The sequence below is a fragment of the Streptomyces sp. NPDC049879 genome, from assembly GCF_044461265.1.
Classification (GTDB): domain Bacteria; phylum Actinomycetota; class Actinomycetes; order Streptomycetales; family Streptomycetaceae; genus Streptomyces.
The window spans coordinates 656,646-673,950 of record NZ_JBITKT010000003.1 but is presented as its reverse complement, the minus strand read 5'-3'; the positions used below and the strand labels follow the sequence as shown (position 1 = coordinate 673,950).

Here is a 17,305-nt window from a genome sequence, read left to right as displayed (position 1 = left end):
ACCCGCGCAGATCAGGAAGAACGGGTGCGGTGACTCGCCGTCAGGTCGCCCGTCCGCCGCCCCGGCGGCGCCGCCCGCTCAGCCGCGCGGGGAGCGGCCCGTGCGCAGCATCCGCAGCACCGCGTCCTCCACGGCGCCCTGCGTCGCCGGGCTCCCGTCGCCCGCGCCCGCGCCGAGACGCTGCAGCGCGGACTCCACGGTCACCCCGCGCTCGTACAGCTCGATCACCCGGGGGTTGATGTACGACGCGCGGCAGACCGCCGGGGTGTTCCCCAGGTAGTCCGCCACCTCGCGCACCGTCCGCGCGACGGCGCGCTTGCGCGCCGCCTCGGTACGGGCGGCGTTGCGCGACACGGCCAGGCCGACGGACGCCAGCACGGTGCCGTGCCAGGTCCTGAAGTCCTTGGCCGTGACGCCCACCCCGCCGAGGTCCTTCAGGTACGCGTTGAGGTCCTCGCCCGTCACGTCGTGCCACGCGCCGTCCGCCCAGTACGCCAGCAGCCGGTCCCCGTCACCGCGCCTGCGGCGCAGCGCCGTCACCACCCGGCACACCTCCGGCGCCACCACGGCCTGCACCTGCTGCTTCCCGTGCTTGCCCGGGTAGACGAACGTCGCCCGCCCGTCGCCGCACCGCACGTGCTCGCGCAGCAGCGTCGTCAGGCCGTACGTGTTGTGCTGGTCCGTGTACCGCTCGCTGCCCACCCGGAAGAACCCCATGTCGAGCAGGCGGGCCGCCATGCCCAGCACCCGTTCCTGCGTCAGCCCGCGCTGCGCGAGATGAACCGCTGCGCCCGACCGTATGCGGGGGAGTGCTTCCGCGACCTCCAGCACGTTCTTGTGCTTCGCCGTTTCCCGCTGCGCCCTGAACTCCTCGTGGTATCGGTACTGCCGTCTGCCCGCCGCGTCGGTCCCCACTGCCTGGAGATGCCCCTCCGGATGCACGCAGATCCACACGTCACGCCACGCGGGCGGGATCACCAGGCCGCCGATCCGTTCCAGCGCCGCCTCGTCGCGCAGCGGGCGGCCGTCCACGTCCAGGTAGCGGAAGCCGCGCCCATGGCGCTTGCGCAGGTACCCGGGGTCGGTCGGCCGCGTGTGGCGCAGGCGTGTGCGGGCCACGGCCCCGGCGGAGGGCCCTGGCCCGGACCGGGACGCGGGACGGTTCACGCCCCCCGGGTTCCCCACAGGCCGCCGGGGAAACTGCCGCCACTCCCGGCGTCCCTGCGCCGCCACGCCTCGTCCACCGCCCTGCGCATGCGCCGGTACCGCACCTCGTCCCCGATCCGCCCGGCGACCCGCAGGCAGCCGAGCAGCGGCAGCAGCCGTACCCCGTCGCCCCGTATCCGGCCGATCTCCTCGAACGCCCGGTCCAGACGCGCCCCGGCGGTCTCCGCCTCCCCGGCCGCGTGCGCGCGCAGCGCCGCGACCTGCTCCTGGAGCACCCGCGTCTCCCAGCTGTCCTGCCCGTCAGGGCGCCGCCGCGGCGGCTCGCCGCCGTCCAGCACGTACGCCCGCATCGCGCAGTGCGCCGCCGTCCGGTCCGCGCCCAGCTCCTCGTACGCGCGCGCCGCCGCCCGCGCGTGCCCGGCCGCCCCCGGCAGGTCGCCCGCCAGCTCCGCCACATGGCCCCGGAACTCCAGGGCGCCCGCCCTGCCCGCCTCGTGCCCCATCCCGTCGAACACGCCGTACGCCTCGGCGGCCATCGCCCGCGCGCCCTCCGCGTCGCCCGACAGCTGCACGAGCATCGCCGCCGAGCAGCTCACCACCGCGTGCAGCAGCGGCGCGTCCGCCACCTCGTCGCGCAGGGCCAGGCACCGTCCGAGCGCCGCGGTGACGGGCGTGTCCCCGTAGACGAGGAACAGCGACAGGTTCCCGTACACCTCCGCCGTCCCCAGGCCCATGCCGAAGCGCCGCATCCGCCCGTGGGCCGACTCCAGCAGCTCCTCCGCCCGCGGGTAGTCGCCCGCGCGGGCCGCCCGCAGCCCGTCCCACGTCTCCAGCCTGGCCAGCGCCGTGGGGTCGTCGACCGACGCCGCGAGCGCCCGCAGCCGGGGGCTCTCCCGGTCGCGCAGCACCGTCTCGGTGACGAGCAGGTGGAACGCCGCCGACACATTGGCCGACACATCGGCCGACACGGTGGCCGCTCCGCCGGACACCTCCGCGATCCGCGCCAGCGCCGCGTCCGGCCTGCCGGTCGCCACCAGCGCGTACGTGTCCAGCGCCGCGATCTCCAGCGTCAGCGCCGCGTCCCCGCCCGCCAGCGCCAGCGCCCGCCCGCACAGCTCCACGGCGCGCGCGACCTCCGACCTGGCGATGGCCTGCCGCGCGGCGGCGACGAGCGAGCGCGCCGTCAGCTCCCCGGCCGCCCGCGTCCCCGCCGACCCCGGGTCGAACTCCCGCCAGAACCCCAGCCCGCGCACCGCGTGCAGCACGGCGAGGTCGAGCACGGTCGGATCGTCCTGCACCGCCCGCAGCAGCCCCTCCGCCAGGGCGACGTGCACCTTCGCCCGGTCGCCGAGGACCATCTGCGCGTACGCCACCTCGGCCGCGATGCGGTTCCCGAGGAGGCCGGCCGAGTCCAGCTCCTCAAGCGCCGCGTGCAGCTCCGCCTCCCGCAGGTCGCACACCGCGTCGAGATCGCCGGGCGCGACGCCCTGCCCGCCCGCGCCCAGGCAGGCGAGGACGTGCCGGGCGGACGCGGACAGCGGCTCGATGCGCGCCCCGAGCACGGCCTCGGCCGAGGGGGCGATCTCGTCCGTGATCCCGTCGCCCGCGAGGGCCGCCAGCTGTTCGAGGAACAGCGGGTTGCCGCCGCCGCGCCGCACCAGCGGCGCGGCCCCTGTCGCCGAGTGCAGCGCGACGTCGCCGCCGATCACTTCGAGCAGCGTCTGCGCGTCCGCGTCCGTGAGCGGCGGCACGCGGTACGTGCGGTCCGCGCCCCAGCCGGTCGCGTCCCCGGCGCCCCCGCCGTCCCCGGCGTCGCGGCCCGCGAGGACGAAGACGCGCGGCCCGCCGCCCGGCACCGGCCGCAGCAGCTCGCGGAACGCGGGCGAGGCGTGCTGGAAGTCGTCCACGAGCACGACGACCGGCCCCTCGCCCGCGCTCACCGCCGCCAGGCTCCTGCCGACCTGCCACACCAGCTCCCGCACCGAGGGCACCGCGCCGCCCCGGCGCTGCGCCCCGGGACCGGCCAGCTCGCGGCGCAGCTGGTCGAGCCGCGCCAGCTCGTGGTCGCGGTCGTCGGGACGGCACCCGACGCGCACGGTCCGCCCGCCGGGCCGCCGCGCCAGCTCGTCCGCGAGGCGGTCGAGGACCCGGCTCTTGCCGCTGCCCATCTCGCCGAGCAGCGCGAGCACCGTCACGCCTTCCCCCGTGCCCGCGGCCAGGACATCGCTGCGCAGCCGCGTCATCAGCGCCGTCTGGTTGACGAACACGCCCTGCGCCCCGTCCGCCGCGCGGCGCCGCGTCGTCACCCAGGCGCGCAGCGGCCGGTCGAAGCCCTTGGCCGCCACCGGCGGCACCGCCTCGCACCGCACCCTGTCGCGCACCAGCAGCCAGGTGCGCACGTCCACGACCACGCCGTCCGCGGGCGCGGCGCCCTGCAGGCGCGCGGCCCGGTTCATCACCGAGCCGACGGCGAACGACGACTCGCGGTCCGTCGTGACGGCGCGGCCCGACGCGATCCCGAAGCGCACCGAGAGCCGCACGCCGTGCCGCCCCGCCAGGTCCGCGTTCCGCCCGGCCAGCCGCTCCAGGGCCGCGAACGCGCCCTCCACCGCCCGCACCGCGTCGTCCTCGCCCGCCAGGTCGGCGCCGAAGACGCCCACCACGGCGTCGCCGATGAACTTCTCCAGACGGCCCCCCGCGGCCGTCAGCGCCCCGCCGACCTCGGCGAAGTAGGCCTCCAGGATGCCGTGCCACACCTGCGGGTCGAAGCGCTCGGCCAGCTGCGTCGAGCCCGAGATGTCGCAGAAGACGACCGTCACCAGCCGCAGGCGCGACGGCTCCCGCGCCTGTGCCAGGCCGCCGCCGCAGTACATGCAGAACATCGCCATGGACGGGTTCACCGCATGGCACGACGGGCACGCGAGGTCGGCGGTCACCACACGACGCCCCCGCCCTCCATGCCGTGGCCCTCCACGTCACCGGCCACGTCGTCGATCTTCCGCTTGATCCTGGCGAGCACCTCGATCTCCTCGTCGGTGAGCGCGTCGAACGCCGCCATCTGGTCGGGGCTCAGCCCGTCGGGGTCGAGGCCGAGCAGGGACAGGCGCGATCGGTCGGTCATGGGGCCGCTCCCAGGGTCGGGTCCGGCGCGGCCCGGTCGGGCCGTGTCCGGTCGGGTCCGGTCTCCCCGGCCGCTGTGGCGGCCGGGGGTGCCGGGGGTGCCGTCAGTTCCGCGAGCAGTTCGACGAGGCCGCGCACGCTGGCCAGCGCGCTCGTGGTGACGAGCCGCCGCCGCCCGGCGTCCAGGGGCAGTCCGGCCAGCAGCCGTTCGAGCGCCGCCCCGTGGCCGAGGTCCAGCTCGGCGTGGGCCGCCAGCGTGCGGAACGCCTCCGGCGGCAGGCCGACGCGTTCCGCCAGCCGCGCGGCCGCCCCGGGCAGCGGCGGGTTCCACTCCAGGACGGCGATGTGCCCGAGGAGCGCGACGGGGTGCGCGTGCCGCACGTAGTAGTACTGCGCGCCCGCCAGCCGCGCCACGGCCGCGCCCGGCACCCGCCCCGCCAGGTCGCGCGGGTCGCCACCGGCGGCGGCGTAGTCCTCCGCCAGCCAGACGTCGTGGCCCGCCTCCTCGGTGACCTGCTCGGCGAAGTAGCGCGCCAACTCTGTCTCGCCCCGGCGCACCGACTCGGCGAGGGCGTCCGCCAGCAGGGGGGCGGTGGCCACGACGAGGTCGTACGAGGTGAGCAGCCAGCGCCGGTACGCGTCGGCCGTCCGCACCGAGCGCCACATCGCGGTGGCCGCCCGCGCCAGGTCGGGGCGCACCAGGTCCAGCAGCCCGCGCAGCGTCGCCTCTCCCTGTGCCGTCTCCGCCGGGGTCACGGCCCGCTCACCGCCTCGGTGAACGCCGCGCGCCGCTCCAGCGCCGCCCGTGCCGCCGGGTCGGCCGCCGCGCGCCGGGCCCCCGCCCAGCACGCGCCGCACACCGAGCGCTGTTCCTCCCGCACCACCCCGGCCAGCCCCACAGGGCCCACACCGCCCATCAGCCGCAGCACCGGGTCGGCGCGGAAGCCAGCCAGGGCGGCGGCGAGTCCCGCACCTTCCCGCACCCGCGCCCGCAGGGGCGCGGGGCCCGCGCCCATGATCACCGCCTCGTCGCAGCAGGCCGTGACCACGCCGTCGTACCGCACGGTCGGCGCTGTCAGCAGCCCGCAGGGTCCGTACGCGTCCAGCGGCCGGTACGCCCGTGCGGCGGGGAACGCCCCGGCGCCCCTGCCCGCCCGTACGGGACGGACCACGCTCACCTCCGCGTCCGGCCACCGCTCCCGCACCCCCGCACCGGCGCCCGGCTCCGCCAGCACCTGCACCACCAGGCGGCACCCTGCCGCGAGCACCGCGTCCGCCGCCCGCCCGAACGCCGCGCCGCCCATCCCCGGGCGCGCGGCGTGGAACGTGTCGGTGCTCAGGTAGACCGTGCCGACCCCCGCCAGGACCTCCCGCACCCACGCGGGCACCACCCGCCGCGCCCACGAGCCGCTGGTGAAGACCACCACGGCCTTGCCCGCGTCCCCCAGTTCCCCGACCGCCCGCCGCAGGCCCCGGCGCTCGGCGAACGGCTCGCCGCCCGTGACCGCCACCGCCCGCAGCGACGGCAGCGCCGCAAGGCCCGCCACCAGCCGCCCGAACAGCGGCCAGTCCCCGATCGTCGGGCTGCGCGGCAGCGACCCGACCGAGCAGTGCGCGCAGCCCACCGGGCAGCGGTCGGTGAGGAACAGCACCGCCGTCGCCCCCGGCACCTCCCGCAGGCGCGTCGCCTCCGCGTGCGTCAGCCTTCTCATCCGCCGCTCCAGCCCGCCTCGACGGCTTCCGCCCACCGTCCCGCGCCCCACCGGCGCGCCAGGTCCGCCGGACGCTGCGCCGCCACCATCCGCTCCACGGCCAGCGCCATCCCGGGCGTCACCTCCGGGCCGCGCCGCAGCGTCACACACGTCTCGCAGTAACCGCCGCACACGGGGGCGCCGGTTCTGCGCGCCGTCTCCTGCGGGCCGAACACCCGCACGGCGCGCAGCACCCCGTCCTCCATGGAGCGGCGCCGCACCTCGGGCCACCCGTCGCGCGACGCGTGCCCGAGGACCAGGTGCGGCGGCCGGTGGCGCCGCACCAGGCTCTGCCGCGAGCAGGCGAGCACCGTGCCGTCCACGTCCACCAGCGGCCACAGCGCGAAGCCGCACGGCTCCACGGCCCGTTCCGGCGGCCCGGCGCGCTCCCGTACGAACGCCCGCGCCCGCCCGGTCGCCCGCAGCCGCGCGACGAGGGCGGGCACCCGTTCCCCGAACGCCCGCCGCAGCTCGCCGAGCACCGTGCCCACGTACGCGTCGTCGTCCGACGTCACGTGCACGCTCACCGACGGCACCAGGTCGAGCAGCACGCCGAGCGCCGCGAGCACGTCCGCGCGCGGCATCTCGCGCTCGTGGAAGACGTCCAGGCTGGCCGACAGGTGGTCGAGCCCGCCGACCGCGCGCCGCACCCGGGCCGGGACCCGGCCGCCGCGCGCGAAGAACATGCCGGTGAGCGCCGCGCTCCGCACGCCCGCCGCCCTGCCGCGCGCGGCCAGTTCGGCGACCAGCGCCGGGCGCAGCAGCGGCTCGCCGCCGGAGAGGAACAGCACCTGGGGGCGGTCGTCCGGGGTGAACGTGGAGACGAAGCGCAGGAACGGTTCCGCGCCGTACTGCGGCCCGTCCGGGCCCGAACGGGTCGAGCAGTGCGCGCACGACAGCGGGCACCGCTCGGTCAGCGCCAGCAGCGCCCCCGCCCCGGGCCGCGCCCGCAGACGCACGATCTCGGCCAGATGCACGGCGTCCCGCCCTCCTTCCCGTCAGCTCAGCAGCTTCGTCAGCGCGTTCACGAGGTCCTGCAGCGCGTCCTCCTTCTCCGGGCCCACCCGGTCGAGCAGCGCCGCGAACTGCGTGACGGCGCCCGACGGGTCGGTCCGCCGTGCCCGCGCCCTGCGGTCCTGGAGCATCAGCGCCAGCGCCGCGCAGCTCTGGTTGGCCAGCTCCGTCAGCAGGTCGATCGCCGACAGCTCCCCGACCCCGTCGAGCCGCGGGTCCAGCACTTCGAGCACGCCCAGCACCTCGCCCTCGTGCTCGATCGGCGCGGCGAGGATCGTGTCCGGCACCAGGCCCGTGCCCTGCGCGAAGTCCGCGTTGAACCGCTCGTCGTCCGCGACGCCGCGCACGACGATGGGCTCGCCCGTGTTGGCCACCCAGCCCGCGATCCCGACGTCCGCCGGGATCGCCACGCCGATCAGCCGGTCCTCGCCCTGCCCGGACGACGCCTCGAAGACGAGGGACTGCGACTCCTGGTCGTACAGGCACACCGACGCCGCGGCGGCGGCGAACGACAGCCGCGCCAGCCGCACCGTCGAGCGGAGGATCTCGTCGTGGGTGCTCGTGCCGGGGTCCGTGCTCATGGTCTGCTCCTCGCCGGTCTGCCGTCGACGTTGTCCGCGACGGCGGCGAGCACCTGTCGCAGCTGGGCCGTCCTGAAGCGCGGGTGCTCCTGGAGGACGCGGGCGCTCAGGCCCACCACATGCGGGGTCGCGAAGCTGTTGCCGGAGACGACCTTCGTGCCGCCGCCCGGCCAGGGGACCCGTACGTTCACCCCGGCCGCGAAGACGTCCACCGGCGGGTCGGGGTTCACCTCCAGGTACTCCGGGTCGTCCACGGCGTGCGAGCCGACCGAGATCACCGAGGGGAAGCGCCACGGGTAGCTGATCACCGGGCTGTTGTGCGCGGCGGACACCAGCGTCACGCCCTTGAACCACGCGCGGTCCGCCAGGTCGTGCAGCCGCTCCTTCAGCGCCTCCTTGCGCGTGGACAGGCTCATGTTGACCAGGTCGAAGCCCTCGTCCACCGCCCAGGAGAGCGCCGCGAGCATCGCCTCGCCGTTGCCCCGCAGGTTCTTGGTGAGGACGCGCACGCTCGTCGTCTCCGCGTCGGGCGCGAGGCCGCGGATGATGCCCGCGCACGCCGTGCCGTGCCCGGCGACGTCGCCCGCGTCGTCCTCCACCACGCGCCACGTGCCGTCCCCGGCCTCCTCCGCCGCGTACAGCGGCACGTCCCCGCCGACCGCCGGGTGCGCCGGGTCCACGCCGCTGTCGATCACGCACACCCGCACGCCGCGGCCCGTCGCCGAGCCCCACGCCCACGCGCGGTCCACGGCGGCGGGCAGCGGGAGGGTGTCCGGCGGGACGGTCGCCCCCGCCGACGTGTGCGCGAACCGTACGGTGCGCACCTCACACCGCGCCGACGGGCCGGTAGCCGAGGTCGAGCGCCGCCGCGTCCAGCCGTTCCGCCCAGTTGAACTTGACGCTCGGACACGGCACATGGCCTTCGCGCCACAACTTCGGGCAGCTCCCGCCGCACACCGGGAGCAGCGGGCACCGGCCGCACTGCTGCCGCCCGTCGCCCACCTGCTCGTACCAGTCGTCGAACGCCCCGGCCGGGCGCGGCGCGGCGCCCATCAGCTCGTCCACGGTCGCGACGACGCCGCCCGCCTCGGCGCCGGGCACCAAGGGGTGCTCCGAGCAGGCGAAGACGCGTCCCGACGGGTCGAGGATCTCGCGGTTGCGGGACGTGGCGGCGCAGGTCGTGGGCTTGACGGCGCCCGGCATCGTCGGGAAGCCGAGCCCCAGCGAGCGCGCCAGGCGCAGCCACTCGGCCTCGCGCGCCGCGTACCGCCGCGCGCCCAGCTCGACGGCCGACACGTCGTTGCCCCACGAGTGGACGGGCATCGGGTGGATCTCCACCTGCGGCGACGCGAGGCCGAGGCAGGCGAGGTCCACGAGGAGGTCGGGGACGGTGTCCTCGTTCTCCTCGTCCACGTTCATGCGGATGCCGATGCGCAGCTGCGGGACGGTCCCGTCGCGCACGGCCTCGGCCAGCGAGGCGACGGTGCGGTGGAACGCGCCCCTGCCGTTGCGCTTCAGGCGCCGCCGGTCGTGGACGGCCTCGGGGCCGTCGATGGTGACCTCCAGGGCGCGTACGCACAGCTCGTCGTGCAGTTCGCGCAGCGTACGGCGGGTCAGGAGGCTGCCGTTGGTGACCAGCCTGGCGTGGTAGCGCTTGCCGTGCCGCCCGGCCGCCGCCGTGAAGCGCGCCGTCATCTCGCGGACGACGCGCAGCGCCAGCAGCGGTTCGCCGCCGAACCAGGTGACGACGACCTCGCCGGTCGCCGGGTCGGCGAGCACGCCCTCCACGCGCCGGATGACGCGTTCGACCCTGGCGTTGTCCACCGGGGCCTTGAAGTGCTCCTGGCCGCAGTAGTCGCAGGCCATGTTGCAGTAGCTCGTCGGCATGATGGTGATCTTGCGGGAGCCGGGGGCGTCCGAGCCCTCGCGGTAGGCGCCCAGTACGGACGCCAGTTCGTCCTCGGCGGTGTCCACGACCGCGTGCCTGGCGGCGAGTTCGGCGAGCAGCTCGGGGCCGATCGCCGCGATCGCGCCGCTGTCGCCGCCGGCGAGGCGCCCGGCCGTCGCGTCGTCGAGCGCGAACAGCGCGGCGGAGCGCGCCGAGTACGCCATCCGGACCGTACGCCCCGCCCTGTCGTGGTACCGCCGCTCGCCGAGCAGCAGGTACCGGCTGCGCGTCCATGTCATGACCAGTCCCCTGACGCCGCAGTGAGGTCGATCCGCAGGTCCGCCGAGGCGGGGTTGTACGCGTCGCGCGTGCCGACCGCGAGCCGCAGGCCGACGCCGCGCCGGGTCGCGTTCACCGGCCCGTCGGCCGCCGAGAAGCCGCCGTGCCCCGTGCTGTTGTGCCCTGTACCGCTGTGCCCTGTACCGCTGTGCCCTGTACCGAAGAGCAGCGCGACCGCCGTCCTCGCCCGGTGCACGTGGACCGCGCGTGTGAGGAAGCGCAGCAGCGTCCCGTCCGGGCAGTCGAGCGCCGTCACCAGCCCGCCCTCCACCGTGAGCGTCACGGGGCGGCCGGCGAGCCGCGCGTCCCAGGCGGTCCGCCGGTTGACGGAGAGCGCGCCGTCCGCGGTGAACGTGCCGTCAGCCGCCGTCAGCGGCGCCTCGACCGTTCCCGCGCGTGCGCCACGCACCGCCTCGCCCGTCGCGCAGACCAGTTCGCCGCCACCGGCGGTGCGCACCCGGGGCGCCGTCCCGAGGCCGCCGAGCAGCGCCGCCACGGCGGCCTCGACCTCCTCGTCGGGCCGCCACAGGTCGAGCGGGGAGAGGTCCTCCGTGCCCGCGAGCTGGAGCACGCCGGGCGGCAGCCGCAGCGCGCCGTCCGCCAGGACGACGACGGCCGTGCCCCGTTCACCGGCCTCGGCGGCGGCGCGCCGCTCCAGCAGCTCGGCGGGCCAGCGCCCGGCCGCCCGCACCTCGGCGCGCGCGCCCGCGGCCCGCGCGTACGCCGCCAGCCAGCCCGCCTCGGCGGAGCGCGGAGCGGCGAGGAACAGCACGACGCGCCCGGCGCCACGGTCACGCAGCAGGCCGTCGAGCAGCCCGCGCAGCGCGGCGCGGCGCTGGTCGGTCAGCGGGAGCCGCGGCGGCGTGCCCGTGGCCGCGCTCACGCCGCACCGCCCGTGTCCCCGTCCCGCGGCGCCTTCTCCTGCACCGGTTCCGCCGCGTGCCGCAGGAGTGGCCTGATGGCCAGGAGTCCGGCGGTCGTCATCATCAGCGCTCCGCATCCGTAGATCGTGTCGATCCGGCCGATGTGCACACCGAGGAATTCGCCGTCCAGATCCCGCAGCGCGGTGCTCGCGAGGAATCCGGTCAGTGCCATGGAGAGAATGGACGCGAGATAGACCGCCGGATTCAGCACGGCGTTGACGCGCCCGAGGAGATGCTGTGGAGTCACCCGCAGCACCAGCGGCCCCACCACTACATTCACGGCCGCGATGGAAATGCTGGCGAGCGCGAGAACGGCCAGCGCGACACCCAACTGCGACTGCCGCGAATACACCAGGATCACGACGCCCGTCAGCGCGATGCCGAACGCGAACACCCGCGTCTCCCCGAGGCGGTGCGCGTACTTCGCGGCGAGCAGCGATCCGGCGATGCTCCCGACGCCGAACGCGGCGTTCAGCGTGCCGAGCCAGCTCGCGTCCGTGTGGAGGTTCTCGGTGACGAAGAAGACGTTCAGCACGTTGAGCGCGCCGACGCCCAGCATGTAGACGAAGACGGTCCCGACCAGCAGGAGCAGCACCCGGTTGCGCACGAAGAAGCGCAGGCCCTCGGCCAGTTCGCTGCGGAACGCGCCGCCGCCCGACCGCGCGTCCGGCGCCCCCGCCGGGACCCGCAGCATGCGGATGGCGGCGTACGACACCAGGAACGAGCAGACGTTCACCACGAGCGCCCACTCCACGCCCGTGGTGAACAGCAGCGGCGCGGCGAGCGGCGGTCCGACGATCGCGGCCGTCCCCGTCGTCGCGGTGAGCAGGCCGAACGCGCGCGTCCTGTGCTCCTCGTCCACGAGCGACGCGATCAGCGAGAAGCGCGACGGGTTGAAGAACTGCGCGGCCGAGGAACTGAGCGCGACCATGCCGTAGATCAGTGTCAGCTGCGCCCAGGCGGGCCAGTCACCGCCCGCGAGCGGGACGAGCAGCAGGACGCCGACGAACACCGCCCGCAGCAGGTCGGCCGCCATCATGACGCGCCGCCTGTCCCAGCGGTCCACGTACACGCCCGCCAGCGGCCCGACCACCAGCACCGGCACCGCCGCCGCGATCAGCACCCCGCTGACGGCGGCCGGGGCCCACGGCTCGCCGGCCGCCACCGTGGTGCCGATCCACAGCAGGACCGTCGTGTTGAAGACGTGGTCGCCGAGCACCGACACGGCCTGGCTGAACCACAGCCGCTGCCAGCCGCGGTTGCCCCACAGCGTCCCCGTCCCCGTCCCCTTTCCCGGACCTGTCTCCGACCCCGGCGCGGCCTCGGCCGTCGCGCTCACCCGTCGCCCCCGCCGGCGCGCAGCGCGGACAGCAGCGCGCCCGGCACCGGCGCGCCGGGCACCGCGCGCCGCATCAGCTCCCGTGCGCCGTCCGAGCCGGCCAGTCCGTCCAGGTAGGCGCCCAGGACCCCGGCGCGCTCGCGCAGCAGCGCCTCGCGGTCGGCGGCGGAGAACGCGGGCGGCAGCGCCTCGCGCAGCTCCGGGCGCTCCTCGGCGGCCCGTTCGACCGCCTGCCGCAGCAGGAAGCCCCAGGTCACCGGGCGCAGCGCCACCGACAGGTGGAGGGAGGGCTCGGTCCCGGCCGCCGCCGCGTGCACGAAACCGCGCGGCACGTACAGGCAGTCGCCGACCCGCAGCGTCGTCTCGACGACGGCCTCGGTGCCCTCCATCCGCCGCCCCCGGTGCTCGCGCAGCGGCCACGGCTCGACGGGGCGGCTGACGCGCCAGTGCTTCGTGCCGGACAGCTGGCGCACGAAGACGCTCGCCGTGTCGTGGTGCGGGGCGACGCCGGGGTGCCCGGCCGGGGTGAGGAAGGCGGTGCAGTACGTGTCGTACCCGGTCGCCTCGGACACCGCCGCGGCGAATTCCGCCACGGCGGGGCAGTGCGCCTTGAGGTTTTCCAGAATGAGTGTCGCGCCCGCCCGTAAGCGGGCCGCCACTTTCGCCCCGTCCGTCACACGGTCGGCCGCCGAACGGCCATAGCGCCCGTCCGCCGCGACGGAAAGCGACGGAACAGGCCGTCCCTCCGCGATCAACCGTACGGAATCCACCGGGAAACCGCGCGACACCATCTCGTCCACGTCCGCCAGGGACAGCAGATCGCCGAAGTCGCCGAGCCCGGTGCTGAGTACGGGCTCGCGTTCCCAGGCCGATTCGAGAATCGCGATGTCGTCGACCAGGCGGAGCAGGCAGTCCATGGTCCTCCTCAAAGGAGCCGGCCCGGGATCTCTCGGAGAGTACGCCCACGGAAGCGGGCCCACAAGCGGTGACGGGCACATTGACAGGAACGCGGCCCTGTGCAACTCGGCGGCGCACGCGCCCCTATGGAGAAAACCCGGCTCAGATGTCGTCTTCACACTTTCCACCGAACCGCTTGACAGTGTTTCCTCCGGGGAGGAATCTGAACTGCGCCGTATCCGGCGGCGATCGGTCGTGTGGGGGGACACGGAGAGCCGGAAGAAATCATGTCCGGATATCGGAATCCCCGCGACACGCACGCAACAGCGCAATGGCGCCGCCCCGCACCATGTCAGTCTCCACCAGATGCGAGTCGACGGAGGACGTCATGACCGAACAGAACGAGCCCAGCAAGGAAGAGATCGAGGCCGGTCAGGCCGAGGTCGAGCAGGCCGAGGACGACGTCGAGGGGCACGGCATCCGCGAGGCGCAGCCCGTCGAGGCACCGTTCCTCGACATCAACTTCGGCTGCTGACACGGGCCTCTGAAGAACACTTCCGGGCCGGTCGTACGACGGATCGCCGTCCGCCGTACGGCCGGTGCACCGTGCTTTTCCCCATGTGGCGCGACCGTTTGCGGAGGAATTCCCTTGGGCGGCACGACGAACCACGGCGAAACACCGTTCGGTTTCCTCTCCGACACACGACGTCCACCGTCAGGACGGGCCACGGCGCTGCGCACCGTACGGGAACTCCTCATCAGCCGTGAACCCGAAGAACTGTATCGCGCGTGCAATCTCCTGGCACTTCTGCATTTCCGCACCGGCGCCCCGGAAGAGGCCCGCGCCCTGTGCCGCGACCAGATCGCGTACGCGCGCGCCCGCCGCGGCACCGCCCTCGGCCCGCGCTTCACGGTCCTGGCGCTCCAGCCGCAGGTCAACCTCATCCGGCTCAAGGGCTACGCGCCCGCCACCGCCGACGAGGCGCTGCGCGACCTGGCCGCCCTCGAACCCCTCGTCTCCGGGCGCGGCGCCGAACTCCCCGACCTCGCCTACGACACCGCCACCGTCCGCCGCCTGACCGAGGACGGGCTGCTGGAGCGGGCCGTGGTGCGCAACATCGTCGTGCAGGACACCCTCCAGATCCTCAGGCGCCACCGGCGGGACGCCCAACTCCTCGCCGCCGCCGCGCGCTTCCGCGCCCTGTGGCCCGGCATCCCGGCGGAGCGGACCGTGCAGCACGCCGAGGAGGCGCCCTGGCTCGTGGACGCCGCCGCGCAGCCCGTCCTCACCCCAGCCGCGCTCGACCACGCGCCCTCGCCCACCGCGGCGCGCCTGACGTACGTCCGGCTCCTGCACACCGCCGCCGCCTCGGCCGCCTCGCCCGGCGCGGCCGGACGGGACCGCGCGCGGCTGCTCGTCACCGCCCTGGCGGAGCGGCGGGACGCGCTGGAAGGTCCTTTCGCCTCGCCCGCCACGCCGCTGCGCTGGCTCGGCCACCTGGCGCTCACCGCGCGGCGCGCGGCGCTCCCCGACGCCGCCGCCGCGCTCCTCGGCGAGCTGGCCCGGCACGCGGAGACCCCGGCCGACCCGGTGCTCGACGGCGTGGTGCGCGAACGCCTCGGCCGCCCGCCGAGGCCCGTGCCGCCCGACGAACGCGCGCCCGTACCGGCGGAGTTGACCGCCACCGTACGCGAGCGGCTCGCCGACGGCGTGCGCGCCGCCGCATGACACGACCGGGAGGGACCCGAGCATGACCGACACACCCGGTGGCGAACTGCTGTTCGTCGTGGACCCGTTGGTGATCGAGTCCACGGCGGACGGCCTGGTCGTCTCCAGCCCGCGCCTGCGGACCCGGCTGCACGTCGAGCCGCGCGTCGTGGAACTGCTCCTCGCCGCCCGCGACGGCGTGCCCGCCGACGGCGGGGGAGCGGCGGCCGGCGCCGTCGCCCGGCTGGCGCGCGACGGCTTCCTCGTGCCCAAGGAGGACACCGCCGCCGCCCCCGGCATCCCCTGGGACGCCTGGGGCGTCACCGCCTGGAGCCTGCACAGCCAGACGCGCGACACCCCGTTCGTCGGCTCGCGCTCCGACGACCGCGAGCACCTCGCGGAAGTGCTGGCGGAGATCGAGTCACGCCCCCGCCCGTCCGCCGTCCGCGCGCCACGCTCGGACCGCGTCCTGCTGCTGCCCCGCGTGCGCACGCGCATGGACGCCCCCTACCGCGACGTCCTCGAACTGCGGCGCACCCACCGCGACTTCGCGGACGAGCCGATCACCCTCGACGCGTTCTCCGACATGCTGCACTACTGCTTCGCGCCGCTGCGCTTCGCCGACGCCGGGCCGATGGGCGTGCTCCAGCTGCGCGCCGCCGCGTCCGGCGGGGCGCGGCACGAGACGGAGGCATTCGTCTTCGCCCTGAACGTCACGGGCGTGCGCCCCGGGCTCTACCACTACGACCCGGTGCGGCACGGCCTCGAACCCGTCGCCCCCGACGCGGGCCGCGCCGACCTCGAACACCTTACATACCGCCAGGGGTTCTTCCAGCACGCCGCCTTCGGCGTGCTGACGGCCGCCGTCGCGCACCGGATGTCGTGGAAGTACCGGCATCCGCGCGCGTACAAGCTGCTGCTCCAGAACGTCGGGCACGTCGCGCAGGTCTTCTCCATGACGGCGACCGCCCTCGGCCTCGGCGCCGCCCTCACCGGCGCCATCCGCGACAGCGAGGCGGACGGCCTGCTCGGGCTCGACCAGCCTGCCGAGTTCACGACGTTCGCGCTCGCCTGCGGCGTGCCGCTGCGCGGGCCCGACGGGATGCCGCTGTCCGTGCGCACGCCGCAGGAGCCGCCGCCGTCGTTCTGAGCGTGCGCGGCACGTCCCTCAGGCCAGCAGCAGCGACTGCGGCTGCGCCGACAGCGTCCTGTCCAGCACCAGGCACGCCGCGCCGACCGCGCCCACGTCGTCGCCCACCTCGGTGCTCGTCACCCGCGTCGGGTGCAGGCTCTTCACGAACGGCGACTTCTCCACCAGCGCGGGCACGATCCGCAGGAACCGGTCCGCCACGTGCGGCCAGATCGGGCCGCCGAAGACGATCAGCTCGGCGTCCACCAGCGTCGCCGCCGCGCACACGCCCCGCCCGACACGGACGGCCTGCCGGTCGATGATGTCGCCCGCCGTCCCGTTCCCCTCGGCCGCGAGGCGGCACAGCTCGGCGAGGCTGCGCTCCGCGTCGCGCGGCCCGATCGGCGTGAAGTCGTGACTGAGCACGCCCAGATGGATCGCCTCGTCCACCATGCCGCGCGTGGTCAGGGCCGCGCCGAGGCCGCCGACCTCGCCCGCGTTGCCCGAGACGCCGCGCAGCACCGTGTCCTCGACGACCAGGCCCATGCCGGAGCCGGTGCCCAGGTAGAAGAACAGGAAGTTCCCGCTGTGCGCGGCGGCGCCCGCCCACCGTTCGGCGATGGCCGCCGCGATGACGTCCTTGTCCATCACCACCGGCAGGCCGGTCTCCTCGGCGAGGTAGTCCCGCAGCGGGACGCGCCCCCAGCCCTCCAGCTCCGGCGGGTCCACGACCAGCCCGGCCGCCACGTCCACCGGTCCCGGCGCGGCGATGCCGAGGCCGAGCAGCCGGTCGGCGGGCACGCCGGACTCGTCGATGAGTGTCCTTATCGACGCGCTGAGCCCCGCGAGCGTCTGCTCGGGATCGGCCACCCGGGGCGTGGGCACCCGCAGGTGCGCCACCACGTTCCCCAGCAGGTCGAGGACGACGTACGTGATCACCGCCGGGTCGAGGTGCACGCCGACGGCGAACCGCGCCCGCGCGTTCACCCGCAGCAGCGTGCGCGGCTTGCCGCTGCCGAAGCTCTTCTTGCCGGTCTCCAGCGCCAGCCCGTGGTCCAGCAGGCGGCGGCAGATGTTGGACACCGTCTGCGCCGACAGGCCGGTGGACTCGGCGAGTTCGACGCGGCTCAGCCCGTCCGGCACGCGCCGGATCGCGTCGAGGATCACGGACTCGTTGAAGTCCCCCATGCGCGGCAGGTTGGTGCCGCGCCGGATCGCTGTCTGTCGAGTGCCCATCACGCTGTCCTCCAGGCCGCGGAAAGGTCGGTGCGCCCGTCGGCCCGAGGGCCTGCCGGGTGGTGCGGGTCGGTGGCGCGGCGGCCTCCCGCCGAGCCGCGGGCCGCGCCCGGCCCGAACCGGGGGTGCGCGCCCCGGCCGGGCGGCACGGCGCCCGCCGGCGCGCGGACCGGCCCGCCGCCCGGGAGGGACGGCGCCAATCTACCGCCGTCC

At 75.6% G+C, this 17,305-nt stretch carries 16 protein-coding genes; 3 read left to right on the top strand and 13 right to left on the bottom strand.

From position 1 onward, the window contains the following. Nucleotides 1-78: 78 nt before the first annotated feature. The 12 genes from ACIBPC_RS13930 to ACIBPC_RS13875 are packed head-to-tail and all read right to left on the bottom strand — an operon-like array spanning nt 79 to nt 13,039. Nucleotides 79-1,119 (bottom strand): DNA topoisomerase IB, encoded by a 1,041-nt coding sequence (locus ACIBPC_RS13930; RefSeq protein ID WP_398844011.1) that lies wholly within the window; start codon nt 1,117-1,119, stop codon nt 79-81. A 44-nt stretch (nt 1,120-1,163) separates the two neighbouring features. Next, nucleotides 1,164-4,055 (bottom strand): AAA family ATPase, encoded by a 2,892-nt coding sequence (locus ACIBPC_RS13925; RefSeq protein ID WP_398844009.1) that lies wholly within the window; start codon nt 4,053-4,055, stop codon nt 1,164-1,166. A 44-nt stretch (nt 4,056-4,099) separates the two neighbouring features. Beyond that, nucleotides 4,100-4,288: an aroma-sacti cluster domain-containing protein gene (locus ACIBPC_RS13920; RefSeq protein ID WP_362963007.1), complete on the bottom strand. Its 189-nt coding sequence runs from the start codon at nt 4,286-4,288 to the stop codon at nt 4,100-4,102. Then, the gene (locus ACIBPC_RS13915) at nt 4,285-5,043 is read right to left on the bottom strand and encodes an iron-containing redox enzyme family protein (RefSeq protein WP_398844006.1); all 759 of its coding nucleotides are present in this window, start codon (nt 5,041-5,043) and stop codon (nt 4,285-4,287) included. Before ACIBPC_RS13915 ends, ACIBPC_RS13920 begins: the two co-directional genes overlap by 4 nt. Next, the gene (locus ACIBPC_RS13910) at nt 5,040-5,999 is read right to left on the bottom strand and encodes a radical SAM protein (RefSeq protein WP_398844003.1); all 960 of its coding nucleotides are present in this window, start codon (nt 5,997-5,999) and stop codon (nt 5,040-5,042) included. Before ACIBPC_RS13910 ends, ACIBPC_RS13915 begins: the two co-directional genes overlap by 4 nt. After that, complete coding sequence (locus ACIBPC_RS13905; protein WP_398844000.1) at nt 5,996-7,015, bottom strand: radical SAM protein; 1,020 nt, start codon at nt 7,013-7,015, stop codon at nt 5,996-5,998. The genes ACIBPC_RS13910 and ACIBPC_RS13905 overlap by 4 nt, the downstream gene beginning before the upstream one ends. 21 nt (nt 7,016-7,036) lie before the next feature. Beyond that, a complete protein-coding gene (locus tag ACIBPC_RS13900) occupies nt 7,037-7,633 on the bottom strand; it encodes a GAF domain-containing protein (protein ID WP_362963015.1) in 597 nt (198 codons plus the stop codon). Continuing rightward, the gene (locus ACIBPC_RS13895) at nt 7,630-8,457 is read right to left on the bottom strand and encodes a S8 family serine peptidase (RefSeq protein WP_362963017.1); all 828 of its coding nucleotides are present in this window, start codon (nt 8,455-8,457) and stop codon (nt 7,630-7,632) included. The genes ACIBPC_RS13900 and ACIBPC_RS13895 overlap by 4 nt, the downstream gene beginning before the upstream one ends. 1 nt (nt 8,458) lies before the next feature. Beyond that, nucleotides 8,459-9,820, bottom strand: a complete 1,362-nt coding sequence (locus ACIBPC_RS13890) for a radical SAM protein (RefSeq protein ID WP_398843997.1) — start codon at nt 9,818-9,820, stop codon at nt 8,459-8,461. Beyond that, nucleotides 9,817-10,743: a hypothetical protein gene (locus tag ACIBPC_RS13885; RefSeq protein WP_398843995.1), complete on the bottom strand. Its 927-nt coding sequence runs from the start codon at nt 10,741-10,743 to the stop codon at nt 9,817-9,819. The genes ACIBPC_RS13890 and ACIBPC_RS13885 overlap by 4 nt, the downstream gene beginning before the upstream one ends. Further along, nucleotides 10,740-12,122 (bottom strand): MFS transporter, encoded by a 1,383-nt coding sequence (locus ACIBPC_RS13880; RefSeq protein WP_398843993.1) that lies wholly within the window; start codon nt 12,120-12,122, stop codon nt 10,740-10,742. Before ACIBPC_RS13880 ends, ACIBPC_RS13885 begins: the two co-directional genes overlap by 4 nt. After that, nucleotides 12,119-13,039, bottom strand: coding sequence for a JmjC domain-containing protein (locus tag ACIBPC_RS13875; protein WP_398843991.1), 921 nt, complete (start codon nt 13,037-13,039; stop codon nt 12,119-12,121). Before ACIBPC_RS13875 ends, ACIBPC_RS13880 begins: the two co-directional genes overlap by 4 nt. Before the next feature lie 368 nt (nt 13,040-13,407). On the opposite strand from ACIBPC_RS13875, the gene ACIBPC_RS13870 reads away from it, so the two are divergent. The 3 genes from ACIBPC_RS13870 (at nt 13,408) to ACIBPC_RS13860 (ending at nt 15,877) form a co-directional block, all read left to right on the top strand. Continuing rightward, nucleotides 13,408-13,554, top strand: coding sequence for a hypothetical protein (locus ACIBPC_RS13870; RefSeq protein WP_362963027.1), 147 nt, complete (start codon nt 13,408-13,410; stop codon nt 13,552-13,554). Nucleotides 13,555-13,668: 114 nt separating this feature from the next. Then, the gene (locus tag ACIBPC_RS13865) at nt 13,669-14,748 is read left to right on the top strand and encodes a hypothetical protein (protein ID WP_398843989.1); all 1,080 of its coding nucleotides are present in this window, start codon (nt 13,669-13,671) and stop codon (nt 14,746-14,748) included. Nucleotides 14,749-14,770: 22 nt separating this feature from the next. Continuing rightward, on the top strand, nt 14,771-15,877 hold the full coding sequence (locus ACIBPC_RS13860) for a SagB/ThcOx family dehydrogenase (protein ID WP_398843987.1): 1,107 nt from the start codon (nt 14,771-14,773) through the stop codon (nt 15,875-15,877). An 18-nt stretch (nt 15,878-15,895) separates the two neighbouring features. On the opposite strand, the gene ACIBPC_RS13855 is transcribed toward ACIBPC_RS13860, so the two are convergent. Next, nucleotides 15,896-17,092: an ROK family transcriptional regulator gene (locus ACIBPC_RS13855; RefSeq protein WP_362963033.1), complete on the bottom strand. Its 1,197-nt coding sequence runs from the start codon at nt 17,090-17,092 to the stop codon at nt 15,896-15,898. Between the last annotated feature and the right edge of the window lie 213 nt (nt 17,093-17,305).

Coding starts and splice junctions, on each gene's coding strand:
- ACIBPC_RS13925 (WP_398844009.1), bottom strand. CDS start 4,055: ATGGCGATGTTCTGCATGTACTGCGGCGGCGGCCTGGCACAGGCGCGG.
- ACIBPC_RS13920 (WP_362963007.1), bottom strand. CDS start 4,288: ATGACCGACCGATCGCGCCTGTCCCTGCTCGGCCTCGACCCCGACGGG.
- ACIBPC_RS13910 (WP_398844003.1), bottom strand. CDS start 5,999: ATGAGAAGGCTGACGCACGCGGAGGCGACGCGCCTGCGGGAGGTGCCG.
- ACIBPC_RS13900 (WP_362963015.1), bottom strand. CDS start 7,633: ATGAGCACGGACCCCGGCACGAGCACCCACGACGAGATCCTCCGCTCG.
- ACIBPC_RS13890 (WP_398843997.1), bottom strand. CDS start 9,820: ATGACATGGACGCGCAGCCGGTACCTGCTGCTCGGCGAGCGGCGGTAC.
- ACIBPC_RS13875 (WP_398843991.1), bottom strand. CDS start 13,039: ATGGACTGCCTGCTCCGCCTGGTCGACGACATCGCGATTCTCGAATCG.
- ACIBPC_RS13870 (WP_362963027.1), top strand. CDS start 13,408: ATGACCGAACAGAACGAGCCCAGCAAGGAAGAGATCGAGGCCGGTCAG.
- ACIBPC_RS13860 (WP_398843987.1), top strand. CDS start 14,771: ATGACCGACACACCCGGTGGCGAACTGCTGTTCGTCGTGGACCCGTTG.
- ACIBPC_RS13855 (WP_362963033.1), bottom strand. CDS start 17,092: ATGGGCACTCGACAGACAGCGATCCGGCGCGGCACCAACCTGCCGCGC.